The organism is Methyloglobulus sp. (assembly GCF_040079455.1).
GTDB lineage: Bacteria > Pseudomonadota > Gammaproteobacteria > Methylococcales > Methylomonadaceae > Methyloglobulus.
In genome coordinates this window covers 22,930-36,646 of the sequence record NZ_JBEBKJ010000033.1, presented here as the reverse complement: position 1 = coordinate 36,646, position 13,717 = coordinate 22,930, and the positions used below count along the sequence as shown (strand labels likewise).

At 44.3% G+C, this 13,717-nt stretch carries 13 protein-coding genes; 1 reads left to right on the top strand and 12 read right to left on the bottom strand.

Going from position 1 to position 13,717, the window contains the following annotated elements; genetic code table 11:
• Window positions 1–202: hypothetical protein (locus ABL924_RS09015; protein ID WP_349026759.1), on the top strand; the 202-nt coding region annotated here is incomplete at its 5' end.
• 419 nt (window positions 203–621) lie between these two features.
• Here the strand turns inward: ABL924_RS09015 and ABL924_RS09010 are convergent.
• From ABL924_RS09010 to ABL924_RS08955, 12 genes are all read right to left on the bottom strand, one after another.
• Window positions 622–1,869 (bottom strand): hypothetical protein, encoded by a 1,248-nt coding sequence (locus ABL924_RS09010; RefSeq protein ID WP_349026758.1) that lies wholly within the window; start codon window positions 1,867–1,869, stop codon window positions 622–624.
• 3 nt (window positions 1,870–1,872) lie between these two features.
• Window positions 1,873–2,556 (bottom strand): hypothetical protein, encoded by a 684-nt coding sequence (locus ABL924_RS09005; protein ID WP_349026757.1) that lies wholly within the window; start codon window positions 2,554–2,556, stop codon window positions 1,873–1,875.
• A 123-nt stretch (window positions 2,557–2,679) separates the two neighbouring features.
• Complete coding sequence (gene tkt / locus ABL924_RS09000) at window positions 2,680–4,674, bottom strand: transketolase (RefSeq protein WP_349026756.1); 1,995 nt, start codon at window positions 4,672–4,674, stop codon at window positions 2,680–2,682.
• Window positions 4,675–4,809: 135 nt separating this feature from the next.
• Window positions 4,810–5,343 carry a 6-phospho-3-hexuloisomerase gene (gene hxlB / locus ABL924_RS08995; protein ID WP_349026755.1) on the bottom strand — a complete coding sequence of 178 codons (534 nt, stop codon included), beginning with the start codon at window positions 5,341–5,343 and terminating at the stop codon, window positions 4,810–4,812.
• A 12-nt stretch (window positions 5,344–5,355) separates the two neighbouring features.
• Window positions 5,356–5,997 (bottom strand): 3-hexulose-6-phosphate synthase, encoded by a 642-nt coding sequence (gene hxlA, locus ABL924_RS08990; RefSeq protein WP_349026754.1) that lies wholly within the window; start codon window positions 5,995–5,997, stop codon window positions 5,356–5,358.
• A 323-nt stretch (window positions 5,998–6,320) separates the two neighbouring features.
• A complete protein-coding gene (locus tag ABL924_RS08985; protein WP_349026753.1) occupies window positions 6,321–7,907 on the bottom strand; it encodes a peptide chain release factor 3 in 1,587 nt (528 codons plus the stop codon).
• Between the two features lie 260 nt (window positions 7,908–8,167).
• Window positions 8,168–10,060: an ATP-binding cassette domain-containing protein gene (locus tag ABL924_RS08980; protein WP_349026752.1), complete on the bottom strand. Its 1,893-nt coding sequence runs from the start codon at window positions 10,058–10,060 to the stop codon at window positions 8,168–8,170.
• 174 nt (window positions 10,061–10,234) lie between these two features.
• A complete protein-coding gene (locus ABL924_RS08975; protein WP_349026751.1) occupies window positions 10,235–10,750 on the bottom strand; it encodes a hypothetical protein in 516 nt (171 codons plus the stop codon).
• Entirely contained in the window at window positions 10,747–11,241 is a 495-nt protein-coding gene (locus ABL924_RS08970) for a helix-turn-helix transcriptional regulator (RefSeq protein WP_349026750.1), read from the bottom strand. Before ABL924_RS08970 ends, ABL924_RS08975 begins: the two co-directional genes overlap by 4 nt.
• Window positions 11,225–11,608, bottom strand: a complete 384-nt coding sequence (locus ABL924_RS08965; protein ID WP_349026749.1) for a hypothetical protein — start codon at window positions 11,606–11,608, stop codon at window positions 11,225–11,227. Before ABL924_RS08965 ends, ABL924_RS08970 begins: the two co-directional genes overlap by 17 nt.
• Window positions 11,609–11,667: 59 nt before the next feature.
• Window positions 11,668–12,198, bottom strand: a complete 531-nt coding sequence (locus tag ABL924_RS08960) for a YcxB family protein (RefSeq protein ID WP_349026748.1) — start codon at window positions 12,196–12,198, stop codon at window positions 11,668–11,670.
• A gap of 52 nt (window positions 12,199–12,250) precedes the next feature.
• A complete protein-coding gene (locus ABL924_RS08955; protein WP_349026747.1) occupies window positions 12,251–13,555 on the bottom strand; it encodes an NAD(P)/FAD-dependent oxidoreductase in 1,305 nt (434 codons plus the stop codon).
• Between the last annotated feature and the right edge of the window lie 162 nt (window positions 13,556–13,717).

Below are 13,717 nucleotides of genomic sequence, written 5' to 3'. Positions count from 1 at the left end.
ATCGGTCATGATGCAAGGCATGGTGATCAACAAAGTTACAGACCTTGGGTCGATGAGTGCGGCAGTACCGCAAGAACGGCCAGTGTTCGAAACGACACCAAGCGCACCGGGCGGGTTGGCGGGGTTACGATTTGGCACGGTTGGTTTCGATTGCAAGAACGGCTTCAAGGCTCTACCTACTCAGCAAATCGGAACTTGCTGAGTTGTGATAGAGACAGTTTATCACCGTAAGAGACGTTCAAATCAAACCCAAAAGCCAGTGCGTGTCTCAAAGCAGGCATTACCTTATGGACAACTGGATGTGCCAAGCAGCAAGAATGAGTGATAATGACTGCGCCTTAGCATTGAACAATGCAAGGAAAAAGTTGCTTAAAGCAATATCAAGCCCTATGAAAAAACAGGCTTGAGGAAAAACAGCAAGCCAAAACAAAAATAACCGTTACTAACCAAGTCGAGCTAAGACAGCGCTCAAATATCCAGGTTCAAACCAATTACGTTCAGACTCATTTCTGGATTGGAATATACTGATGGTGAATTAAAATAAAAACCAAGGATGCCTTAGTTTTTCCTATATAAATCAATTAGCTGGATATTTATCGACGAACACAATAATCTACAATATTAAGCTCTATTTAACAAATAGCGATCAACACCTGTTTGCGTCGCGCTTAACGATTGCTTTACCGAGCCTACTTGTTTTTCAAGATAACGAGACACGCCAGTAATACTATCCTTAGCCATCTCTTTTGCTACAATAACGACATCACCTTTTCTTTCCAAATATCTCGAAACGCCAGTTGCGGATGAAAAACCATTTGCAGGGATAAATTCACCTTCTAAACACTTCTCTACCTCGACATCAGTCGCTTCGTATTCTAGCAGATTGCTTTGACCGACCAAACTAGCTGTTTCCATATTAAGCTGTGCTTGCTTTTCCATATACCTTGCCACACCAGACAGATTTGGTCTGGGGCTTTCAATCACGGACTGCGATGCTAAATAACGAGCGACACCGCTTTGTGCCAGTGTCACTTTTGGTTTGGCAGCAGGTGCGCTAAGCTGGTTCGACAAATATCTAGCCACTCCGGTAGGACTAGGTTTTTTACTCAACACCACGGACTGTTCACGCAAATACCGACCAACACCACTGATAACAGGCTTTTGACTATCTAACGCTAATTGTTTAGCTAGATACCTACCCACTCCTGTTATCGCTGGTCTTTTTTTTGACAGTGCGGACTGTTCTTGTAAATATCTACCGACACGGGTTGTTGCAACAGGTTCTTCTATCTGAGCAACCTCTTCATTTACCACGTTTCTTGAAGCTTCGTAAGCAGCTTCAGCCGCTGCTCTTGCACGAATTACTGCTGCCTCCTGTTCATCCAGGTATTTTTTGATCATAGCAGCAGCCGCCTGTTTTTTAGCCATTAAATCCTGTTCTGCTTCGTATCTTGCAACACCAGTCAATGTAGAAAAACTTCTAGTAGCTAACTCTTGTTTAGCGACATATTTATCAACACTGGTTTTCTTCCGTGCTGGTGCTTCTTTCGTCACCTTAGCAAGGTATTTAGAAACACTTGTCTGTACGGGTGCATTTTTCTCAGCAATAGATTGTCTTAAAACGTACAACTCCACACTGGTCATAGATTGTTTTTCTTTTTTTCTCATGTACTTAGTAACACCTGTAACCAAAGGGGTTGATATTAAGTACCTAGCTACACCGGTAAGACCAGTTGGATCAGTGCCTACAACCATAGGTAATTGTTGTGGCCTATCTTGCTGAATCTCCTGAACTTTGGCTCGTTTTCCAAATAAAAAAAAGCCAGCCATTGCAGGAATAACTGCGCTGCCAAAGTCATTCGAATTCATTAATTACCCCTTGTCCCGCAAGTATTTTTCAACACCTGTCGCGGCTTGGCTTGCAGTCTCTTTTGCTGTTGCCACTTGACTTGCCAAATATTTTGCAACACCCGTGGCAGCGACTGCAGAAGGTGCATTTTTTGCGTTCTGCTCTAAGTATCTTGAAACGCCAGTGCCTGAAGTTTTAAGTAAATACCTACCAACGCCAGTGAGACCACTTGGACGCTTTGGAGCAACTGTGCTATTGCTTTTTGCAGCAACACCTGGGTAAGCGCCCTTCTTAAATAAGACAAAGCCAGCAACAGCAAGAACGATTAAACCAAGAAAATAACCTGCTGATGATGATTCTTTTGCTACCTCTGGAGCAGCCGCACTTGCTGAATCAGATGAACTGGTGTTTGCTGAATCTGAAGACTGAGTTGATGAAGCTGAACCGGGGCTTGCCGCACTGTGTTTGTAATCAGAGTCTGAATACAACACTTTTGGCTCGAAATTAGCAGCAGGATACTGGGAATCGCTACTGCTTGTTGGAGATTTCGTAGGCGCACTGCTTACGGATTCCTTAGCGGCAGCCTCATCTTGATATACCACTGTAGGTTTAAAATCAGATGCTGGATATTTATCGTCGGCACCCGCCACGGCACTAACTAGCACCAGTGCTGCAAATACACTTATGGTCAAATTATATTTTTTCACGTTATTCACCTATGAGTCGTAGTAAATAAACAGAATTTCTAAAACATCAACCCAACTTAGGTTAATTGCTAAAAGAAATTCTGTCCGTTGTATGCAATTTCTGAAACCTTTGTCTTATCGTGATTAAAGAACTTCTTCCACATGCTTAACCACATTTTCGACAGTAAAACCAAACTCTTTGAAAAGTGCTCCTGCAGGCGCAGACTCGCCAAAACAATCCATACCAACGATTTTGCCACTTGTACCGACATACTTCCACCAACCACCTGTAACACCAGCTTCCACAGCGACACGCTTGCTGATCGCAGAAGGCAACACAGATTCACGATAAGCCTCATCTTGGGCATCGAATAGGTTCGTTGAAGGCATAGAAACAACACGGATTTTTTTGCCTTTAGCGGTCAATTCATCAGCCGCTTTTAAGGCTAATTCGACTTCTGAACCCGTGGCGATAATAATTGCATCTGGTGTGCCATTGCTATCTTTCAGGATATACCCACCTCGATAAATAGCTTTAATTTGCTCTGGCGTTCTAGGCACATGAGGCAAGTTTTGGCGAGAGAAGATCAAAATGGAAGGCCCATTTTTATGCTCTATTGCCGCTCTCCAAGAAGCTGCTGTCTCAACCGCATCACAGGGACGCCACACTTGAATATTAGGAATTAACCGCAAGGTAGCCGTCTGTTCTACAGGTTGATGCGTAGGGCCGTCTTCTCCCAAGCCGATAGAATCATGCGTATAGACAAAAATGGAACGAATTTTCATCAAAGATGCCATGCGTAAAGCATTGCGCGCATACTCTGAGAACATTAAAAACGTAGCACCAAAGGGTATGAAACCACCATGTAAAGTAATGCCGTTCATAATCGCAGACATCCCGAATTCGCGGACACCATAATTGACGTAATTGGCATCAGGCTTATTGGCTCGCATGGGTCTATGACCTGTCCATTCGGTCATATTGGAGCAACCCAAATCTGCGGAGCCACCAAAAAGCTCTGGGAGCAGCTTTGCGTAACCTTCAATGGTAGCTAACGAAGAAAGTCGAGTCGCTGTAGTTTTAGCCTCATCGTTAACCGCACTGATGAATTTATCGGCATCAGCCGTCCAATTTTTGGGCAGATCACCGTTCGTGCGGCGTTCAAATTCAGCTGCTAGATCAGGGTAAGCAGATTTATATGCCGCAAATTTAGCATTCCAGTCTTGTTCAGCTTTACCGCCTTTAGCTTTTGCATCCCAACCCGCATAAACTTCGGCAGGTACTTCAAAAGCACCATATTTCCAGCCTAATTGTTCTTTGGTCAGATCAATTTCGGGTTGACCTAAAGCTGCACCGTGACAAGCATGGCTACCTGCTTTATTGGGCGAACCAAAGCCGATAATGGTTTTGCAGCAAATCATGGTAGGTTTATCTGTAACTGATTTAGCTGATTGAATCGCTTTAGCGATGGCATCGCTATCATGGCCATCAACATCGGCAATGACATGCCAGCCATAAGCTTCAAATCGTTTAGGGGTATTGTCGGTAAACCAACCATCAACATGACCGTCGATGGAGATGCCGTTGTCATCCCAGAATGCGATCAAATTGCCTAAGCCCAGCGTTCCAGCCAGTGAACAGGCTTCGTGTGAGATACCTTCCATTAAGCAACCATCACCTAGGAATACGAAGGTGTTGTGGTCAACGATGTTGTAACCATCTTTGTTGAAATGGGCTGCTAATGCTTTTTCAGCAATCGCCATACCTACCGCGTTGGTAAGGCCTTGGCCGAGCGGCCCAGTAGTTGTTTCGATGCCAGGCGCATAACCATATTCAGGATGTCCTGGGGTTTTGGAATGCAATTGGCGAAAATTTTTTAATTCTTCAATAGGAAGAGCATAACCAGTCAAATGCAATAATGAGTAGATCAGCATCGAACCGTGTCCATTGGACAGAACAAAACGATCACGATTTGGCCATTTAGGATTGACCGGATTGTGCCGCATGTGGTCGTTCCACAACACTTCGGCGATGTCCGCCATACCCATAGGCGCACCTGGATGTCCGGAATTTGCTTTCTGCACGGCATCCATGCTCAAAGCGCGTATGGCGTTCGCTAGTTCACGACGCGAAGTCATATTAATCTCCTTACGTGTAATTATTCTGAGTAGTGACGTTTATCTTTGTTCGAATAGTCACAAAATGTTTCTTGTTATTTAGCTCAAGCAAGCTACGAACGAATGGTTTTGCCATTCGCCCGTAAGAACAACGGCTTATTCCAAATTGGCGTGCCTTTCTCTCATCAACTCTTCGGCAATCCCTTTTTCATGGATTATGTGGGATATGATGGCTTCCAAAAATATCAAGGTGGACAGCTCGAAAACCGTACCCATTGGCATACCAACCACTTTTCCATATTGGTCAGGGCTACCAACAGCAAACACAGCATCAGCCATATCACCGATTGTTGAACTACTTTTAGCGGAGATCAACACAATATTAGCCCCCATTTTTCTTGCACTTTTGGTAAAGGCTATCAATTGCTCGGTTTCGCCGGAACCCGAAATGATGATTAACAAATCGCCATTTTTGATACTAGGCGTAACAATTTCACCTACCACGCTGACATCATAGCCACCGTGTACCAACCGCATTGCAAAAAAATTGCCGACCAGCTTAGAGCGTCCTGCACCAGCTATAAATATACGCTTTGCGCTATCAAGCATGCCTGTTAGCTTTGCATCATGCGACTTGTCAGTCGCATCCAAGATGCTTGATATTTTATCTATGATAAGTTTCTGATGCATACGAGTTCCTAATTACGCAGCGTCAACCAATTCACGGATTTCACGAGCCGCTTCTGCTGGAGATGGTGCGCCGTAGATTGCTGCACCAACAACGATAATACCTGCGCCAGCATGAACAACATCTTGCACGGTAGATTGTTTAATACCACCAGCAACTGAAATTCTGACTGGCAAGCCCAATCTGGCAATGTCATTCAAATCTACGAAAGGTGTGTGACCAGCAGCTTGAGCATCAAGACCGGTGTGAACACCAATGATTTGTGCACCAGCGTTGGCAGATGCTTTAGCGCAATCCAATTTGTCTGGCACGTTGATAAGATCCACCTGCGCTTCTGCACCGTGTGCATTTGCGGCCTTGATTACGCCAGCAATAGTTGCAATGCCAGATACGCCCAAAACTGTACAAATATCAGCACCTGCTGCGTAGAAAGGTGTGGCTTCATATTCGCCAGCATCCATTGTTTTAAGATCAACTAAAACCAGTTTATCTGGGAATCTTGCTTTCAATTCTCTTACCAGATTAACGCCGTTATGTTTGATGCAAGGAGTTCCGATTTCAAAAATATCAACATAAGGAGCTACCTGGGTAGCAAGCCCTACGGTTGCGTCGAAATCTAAAGAATCTAATGCCATTTGAATTAATGGTTTTGCCATGGTATGTGCTCCGAAGGTTATAATAATTGTTGCTTACATATTCGTTATGCGGCGGTAACTTTAAAGTACAAAGGGGAAGAATGTCAATGCCCAATGCTCATCATCACTACACCTCATCAGCAAATACTACCATCCAGCAAACGCACAATGCCCGTAAATGCTTCTGTCGCAGGGATAAAGAGGAGATTATCGACTAACCACTACCTTTGTCCGATCAAGACCGCATGAGGATAACGAAAAATCCTCAAACTGCTAAAGATTACCACCCCATTATATATCAAAACAAAAGCAACTCCACTTTATCAATATTCTGATAGGAAGAATTATAATTCCCGCGTGGCACTAAATTTGATATCCGGCCAGCGCTCTTCTGTGAGCTGGAGATTGACCCTACTCGTGGCAAGGTAAACCAAGTAACCGCCACCATCCTCAGCCAAATTCTCAAATGCCCTGACCTTGAATTCTTCTAATTTTGCAGGCTTGTCAGAACTTACCCAACGTACAGTAGAGATTGGGGCGTTGTCGTATACGCATTCCACATTGTATTCCGCTTTAAGACGGTATGCCGTCACATCAAACTGCAAAATCCCAACTGCACCCAAGACAAGGTCGTTATTTTTTAGAGGTTTGAATAACTGGGTCGCACCTTCTTCAGTCAACTGAACCAGCCCTTTTTGCAAGGCTTTTGCACGCAACGGGTCTTTCAAAACAACACGCCGGAACAATTCCGGAGCAAAGTAAGGAATTCCTCCATATTTTAGGGTTTCACCTTGGGAGAAAGTGTCACCTACCTGAATCGTACCGTGATTATGCAGACCGATTATGTCGCCTGGATAAGCTTCTTCGACATTATTTCGCGTATCGGCTTGAAAGGTAATGGCATTGCTAACCTGGACTTGCTTGCCAATGCGGACATGATTAATCTTCATGCCTTTATCGAATTTTCCTGAACAGACCCGCAAAAACGCCACCCTGTCCCGATGCGCTGGATCCATATTGGCTTGAACTTTGAAGACGAACCCAGTGAACTTGTCTTCTTCAGGTTTGACCAATCTTTGCTCAGCTTGCCTTGGTCTGGGCGAGGGCGCAAATTCGGCAAATGCGTCCAACAATTCCAAAATGCCGAAGTTGTTGATTGCAGAGCCAAAAAAAACTGGCGTTAACTTACCAGCCATATATTCTGAATAATCATATTCATGGCTTGCACCCTTAACTAAATCAATCTCTTCCCTTAGTTCGTCGGCTTGGTCTTTTAACAACTCATCTAATTTAGGATTATCCAAGCCTTTAATGACCTCGGCAGCAGCTATTTTTCCACCGTGTTGGGCGCTAAACAAATGGATTTCATCCTTATATAGATGATAAACACCCTTGAAACGCTTACCCATGCCGATAGGCCACGTCATCGGCGCACATTTTATATTCAGTACATTTTCCACTTCGTCCATCAACTCAATAGGTTCTTTACCTTCCCTATCCAGCTTATTGATGAAGGTAAGGATTGGAGTGGTACGCAATCGACATACCTCCATCAGGTTTATCGTCCGCTCTTCGACACCTTTAGCAACGTCAATCACCATCAGTGCCGAATCAACTGCGGTTAAGGTGCGATAGGTATCTTCAGAAAAGTCTTCATGCCCAGGGGTGTCCAGCAAATTAATGACACAACCCTTATGCTCAAACTGCATAACCGAGGTCGTCACGGAGATGCCCCGCTCCTTTTCCATTTCCATCCAGTCCGAGGTCGCATGACGCGCTGCTTTCCGCCCCTTAACTGAACCCGCAAGCTGTATCGCCCCGCCAAACAGCAATAGTTTTTCCGTAATGGTGGTTTTTCCTGCATCGGGATGCGAGATGATGGCGAACGTACGCCGCCGTTTTGATTCTGAAGTTATTTCTGAGATTGACATAGCATTATGAAAAGTACGTGCCACTAACGTAGTGGCACGTACTATATTATAGGGTTTTAATTCGTAGCGTTAGAAAACCAATAACCGTGTTATTAGCAGACCTAACTGCAATTCAATGTCGTTGACATTAGAATCCCAATATTTTTTCACTCAAAAATGGTTGCGTAACAAATACAACATCAAAGTAAAGCGGCGAATTCTACCGAATTTGTAATCTTTAAGGAACTCAATCCCCACAGTTTTTTCGCATAGATAAATACTTAAGATCCCACCTTGGCTGCCTCCACGCGTTCTTCTGCTTCCATCCAGGCTGTTTCAGCAGCATCCAACGCCTTATCAACCTCCGCCTTTCGCGCCATCAATTTTTTTAATTTTTCTTTTTCAGATTCACTATAAGTTTCTGGATCAGCCAACTCAAATTCCAGACGACGCTGTTCGTTATGGTATTTCTCTACCGCTTGCTCTGCTTTTTTTAAGACATCCAGCAAGGGCTTTTGCCTTTGCCTGAATTCTGCGTCTTGTTTACGCTGGTCTTTGCGGGAAACTGTGGCTGTAATATCGTCAGCAGAATTATCTTCCGCTTTTTTGCGCTCGGCAAGCCAAAGTCGATAATCCTCAAGATCACCGTCAAACGGTTGCAACTTACCTTCGCCTACCAATAAAAAACGGTCGGTTACCGTTCGCAGTAAGTGACGGTCATGCGAAACCAGAATAATCGCGCCCTGATAATCCTGCAACGCCACACTCAAAGCGTGGCGCATTTCCAGATCAAGATGGTTGGTCGGCTCATCCAATAACAGCAGGTTAGGATTTTTATAGACTAATAGTGCCAATACCAAACGGGCTTTTTCACCGCCGGAAAAAGGCTTAACGGCTTCTGCTACCTTGTCGCCTCGAAAATCAAACCCACCTAAGAAGTTACGCAAGTCTTTTTCCGTGGCTTTTGGATCGAGTCGTTGCAAATGCCGTAACGGGCTTTCATCCAAACGCAATTGTTCCAGTTGATGCTGGGCAAAATAGCCGATATTAAGCGTCTCAGCTTCAAGCCGTGTTCCCGACAAGGGCTGCATATCACCAGCCAAGACTTTAATCAGACTGGACTTACCCGCGCCATTTGGCCCCAACAAGCCAATCCGGTCACCTGGAGATATGGATAAACTCGCGCCTTGAATCACTTTAGTTTGCCCGTAACCGATGTCAACCTTATCCAGTTTCAACAAAGGATTTTGCATTCGTCCAGGTTTGGGGAAGCTGAAATCAAACGGAGAATCGACGTGCGCCATTGCGATGACTTCCATGCGTTCCAGCGCTTTGATCCGGCTCTGCGCTTGCCGTGCTTTGGTCGCCTGGGCTTTGAAGCGATCAACGAAGCTTTGGATATGGGCAATTTCCCGTTGCTGCTTGAGGTAAGCAGATTGTTGTTGCGCCAATTTTTCCGCCCGCATTTTTTCAAATGCCGAATAATTACCGGTATAAATATCTATTTTATTTTGCTCGATGTGGACGATATGCGTCGCAATAGTGTCGAGAAAATCGCGGTCATGCGAGATGAGCAATAAGGTGCCATCGTACTTACATAGCCAGTCTTGCAACCAGATCACTGCATCCAAATCAAGATGGTTAGTTGGCTCATCCAACAACAGCACATCGGAACGGCACATCAACGCCTGCGCCAGATTAAGCCGCATCCGCCAACCGCCGGAAAAGGAACTGACGGCATTTTTTTCCTGCTCGGGCTTGAAGCCTAAGCCATTCATCAATCGCGCCGCTTTCGCCTGTGCGGTATAACCGCCGATAGTTTCAAGCGCGGAATGGAGTTCGGCTTGTTTTAATCCATCGTGGTTGGTTTCCGCAACTTCTAACTGCTGCTGCAACCGCCTTAATTCTCGGTCACCATCCATGATGTAATCAATAGCAGAACTCGATACAGCGGGTGTTTCCTGGGCGACATGGGCAATCTCAAGCCCCGGCGGCATGGAGAAATCGCCTTCGTCAAGGTGCAGTTCATTCCTGATCAACGCAAACAAACTGGATTTACCTGCGCCATTGGCCCCGGTAAAACCGACTTTTTGGCCTTTGTGGATGGTAAATGAAGCGTTAGAAAATAACACACGTGCGCCACGGCGCAGGGCGATGTTTTTAAAATTTAGCATTAAGGTTTAAGGTAAAAGATTCAAGGCGAAAAACCAACACAAGCTGGACAGGGGTTTCAAATCAGCAAAGTAGTCCGTATGAAGTGGAACGAAACACGGGATATACCGGAGGCACAAAATACCAGATTCCGCGACGCTCGATCCAGGGGCCGCTCACTGAATCGAAGTTGTGCGTTAGAGGCTTTCTGTTTTTTCGTTTATAGCATACATTGGAAGCATAGACACTGGTAGGGACATACGCGCACAAGTGGATTGGCAATATTCTCTCCAATAAGGCCATACCTGATGAGGCACATTGATCCTGCCGAACTCTAAAATTGCATCTTGTGGTAATTCCCCATCACACTTAATGACATATTCTGAAATGAATTCCGCCACTATTTCGGATGCTAATAGCTTGTTTAGTTCCTCTTCATTTCCCTGGTCACTTTTTAATTCATCAGGAATTGGACCTTTTAAATAACGCATACGGGCTTCAGTTCGATAAACTAAAATTCTATGCTTATCCCCGTTAACATTTTGAATTTCTTTGAAATAATAAGAGTTGGTGGCAATATTGAATTGCCCTTCAAGTTGTTGGCTAGGAATTAAGGGGTCAAAACCGTTATGAAAATACGCGTTCGTTGAATGCAGATAGATCATTTGTATAGAAAGATTATCTATAGCCTTTTTTAAGGCTTCCCTATTCATGCCGCTTTTTTATTAGGTTCACGATACTCTATATCATTGATAGGCTTTTTTATAGGCAGAAATGATATGGGGCTTGTGGTTGTTACCGCATTGCCCCACAATGTTTCTACATGTCCATATCCATTGCTTGAAAACTCTTTCATATCTTCTTGGCGTGGTGTCCTTTTTAATGTTTCAGGACTTATTTTTGAAACATCTAAAATACCGCTGCTGAATTTTTCAAAAGAAACTTTTACTGTCAAATCAAAAGCCTTGGCGAGTTTACGTAAGGTCTTGACAGTCCAAGCATCATAATCTACATCTTCAAGCGCACAAACACGCTCTTGCTTCATGCCTGCAGCTTCAGCAAGTTGTTTTTGTGTCCAACCGCGTTGTTCCCGCAACACTTTTATTTGAGCTGCAATAGCCATATTGGAAAATTCTTCCATATAAGCATGTGCATAGTCCTTATCGTCGAATTCTGTGACCAATGTTTTAACTAATTCTTTCATGGCTACACCTCCTGCTAGGATTTTCAATGATTATTTGCTTTCTGACGTTAGCTTTTTCATCTGCTTTTTCAGGGACAAATTGAGAGCCACACTCTTTTGCACCGATTAGTAACGTAAATTCTTTTTCATGATCAATAGGCCCTTTACACAACATGGGCCTGAGCTGGACTTTGCCTTTAACCCTAAGCTTTAGAATGCCTGGCGTGGGAGTCCCAGTAAGCACTTGTGGAAATAAATCAGAACCTAGTTTCGCAAGCATATCGAGTTTCGCATTGAGCTTTGCACGTTCACGCTTTTCTAGTCCTAATGTCCACTCTTTAATGTCGTTTTTGCCATTTGCATCAGTGTAATCAAATAGGATAAACATATTATAATAAAATTATTATAATTGCTATAAGAGGAATGAAATATTCTTTGCTTATAACACTACCCATGCATCTCAATCATCTTCTCAACCTGCTTGGCAAAAGCCTGTAAATCGCCTCTTTTTAAGGTAGATTCAGGGATTACCAAGGCGGTAGCCAAATCGAGGTAGATATAAACATAGCCTTTGCCGTAATCCACCCTGACCAACTCCGACCAAGCCATTTTGTTCTTGCCGCTGGGCGACACTTCATACAAAAAACTGGGGTTTGCAGGATCAATCGTCAACACGTAAGTGCCGAACATGGCTTTTCTTTCTTTATGTGTATAGGTTTTAAGTACCTGCCGTCCTATATTCAGCAGGATGACTTGCGGAGAAAACGCTGCCCAAACCACTGCAACCAGCATGATATAGCCGGTTGCTTTCAAATCGGCATAGTAGTAATAGTAGAAAGTTCCAATCAGCATCATGATGCCGGGCACTATCCAACGGTTCTTTCTAATTTGGTTCCGGTATTCATCGGTTTGCATAAAGCGCATTTCGTTGAAATGGATTAAATCGTCTTCTCTAAACTCGTATTCGATTTCAAGCATGTTATTGGTGTGTGTGAAAGGTTAAGGAAATTGGAAATGTGTGGGGCTATGGTTAGTGCATCTTGATTTTTGCATGGGCGCTGCGCCGGAATAAATTCGACAACGTCAATAATGCGGTGCGGTAGTAGCCGTGTATCGCGACTTGGTGCATTTTGTAGAGCGATAGATAAACAACACGGGCAATAAATCCACCGATGGTGACTGTACCCATCAGGTTGCCCATCAAATTGCCGACTGTGGAATATTTACCCAAGGCAACTAACGAACCGTAATCAAGGTAGTTGTATTTTACCAACGCCCCGCCCGATAAGCGGTTGACAATAGATTTGCATAACGTTGTCGCCTGTTGATGAGCGGCTTGCGCCCTAGGCGGCACGTTGCCTTTGTGCCCAGGCCAAAGACAAGCGGCGCAGTCGCCTATAGCAAAGATATTATCGTCATTAGTCTTTAAGGTTTCATCAACAACTAATTGGTTGATTTGATTGGTTTCCAGCCCATCCAGCCGTTTTACCCAATCCGGCGCTTTAATGCCTGCCGCCCAAACTTTCAAATCTGCCAGAATTGTTTCACCATCCAGTGTTTTGATGCCTTTTTTGGTCACTTCAATCACGCGGCAACCCAGTTTCAGGTCAATATCAAGCTTTGCCAGCTGGTCTTGTGTGGCAAGTGCCAATTTGCTGGGCAATGTCGGCAATAATTGCGGTGAAGCTTCAATAATAGTCAGTTTTACATTGCTGGATTCATTCAATCCATAAACCGCGAGAAGATTAGTCACTTCGTGTAATTCCGCAGACAACTCAACACCTGTCGCCCCACCTCCGACAATCGCAATGGATAAGGGTTTTTTCTTTGCCGCATCTGTTCCAGCATGATTTTTAATGTACGATTCTACCAGTTGCTTTTGGAACTTAAAGGCTTGCGAAGTGGTGTCCAGGAACAAACAATGTTCCTCTACGCCCTTGATGCCAAAAGAATTACTTACACTACCAATGGCCATCACCAGCGTATCATAACCAAAGGTTCGTTTTGGAATCAGCTCTTCGCCGCTGTCACTAAAAATAGGACTGACATAAATTTCCTTAAGCTTCCGGTTAAGCCCTTCCATTTTCCCTAAGCGAAAACGAAATTTATTGCGGTAAGCTTGCGCCAAATACTCTACCTGTTCAGACTCATCCAGCGTACCGGCTGCAACCTCGTGCAACAGCGGCTTCCAGATATGCGTGGAAGTGGCGTCAAGCAACATGACTTCAGCGAGGCCTTTCTTACCTAACTTACGACCTAAACTGGTTGCAAGCTCCAACCCTGCCGCCCCGCCACCTACAACCACTATCTTATGTTTGTTATTATTTTCTGACAATGTAAGCACCCTCCTCTTGTTTTTGGTTGAATTTTATCACTATCGTTAAGGAATAGTTGATAAAATCAGGAATGCCAAAATGGATTTAAACAGAGAATGTACGCTACCGTAAGGCCAATCTCTTGTGGCTGCACTGATAACCAGAAGGGATTGTAAGAGCAG

Excerpts from the sequence above, each read along its gene's own strand:
- ABL924_RS08965 (WP_349026749.1), bottom strand. The coding sequence starts at position 11,608 with ATGTTTATCCTATTTGATTACACTGATGCAAATGGCAAAAACGACATT.
- ABL924_RS08960 (WP_349026748.1), bottom strand. The coding sequence starts at position 12,198 with ATGCTTGAAATCGAATACGAGTTTAGAGAAGACGATTTAATCCATTTC.
- ABL924_RS08975 (WP_349026751.1), bottom strand. The coding sequence starts at position 10,750 with ATGAATAGGGAAGCCTTAAAAAAGGCTATAGATAATCTTTCTATACAA.
- ABL924_RS08970 (WP_349026750.1), bottom strand. The coding sequence starts at position 11,241 with ATGAAAGAATTAGTTAAAACATTGGTCACAGAATTCGACGATAAGGAC.
- ABL924_RS08980 (WP_349026752.1), bottom strand. The coding sequence starts at position 10,060 with ATGCTAAATTTTAAAAACATCGCCCTGCGCCGTGGCGCACGTGTGTTA.
- ABL924_RS08985 (WP_349026753.1), bottom strand. The coding sequence starts at position 7,907 with ATGTCAATCTCAGAAATAACTTCAGAATCAAAACGGCGGCGTACGTTC.
- hxlA (WP_349026754.1), bottom strand. The coding sequence starts at position 5,997 with ATGGCAAAACCATTAATTCAAATGGCATTAGATTCTTTAGATTTCGAC.
- tkt (WP_349026756.1), bottom strand. The coding sequence starts at position 4,674 with ATGACTTCGCGTCGTGAACTAGCGAACGCCATACGCGCTTTGAGCATG.
- hxlB (WP_349026755.1), bottom strand. The coding sequence starts at position 5,343 with ATGCATCAGAAACTTATCATAGATAAAATATCAAGCATCTTGGATGCG.
- ABL924_RS09010 (WP_349026758.1), bottom strand. The coding sequence starts at position 1,869 with ATGAATTCGAATGACTTTGGCAGCGCAGTTATTCCTGCAATGGCTGGC.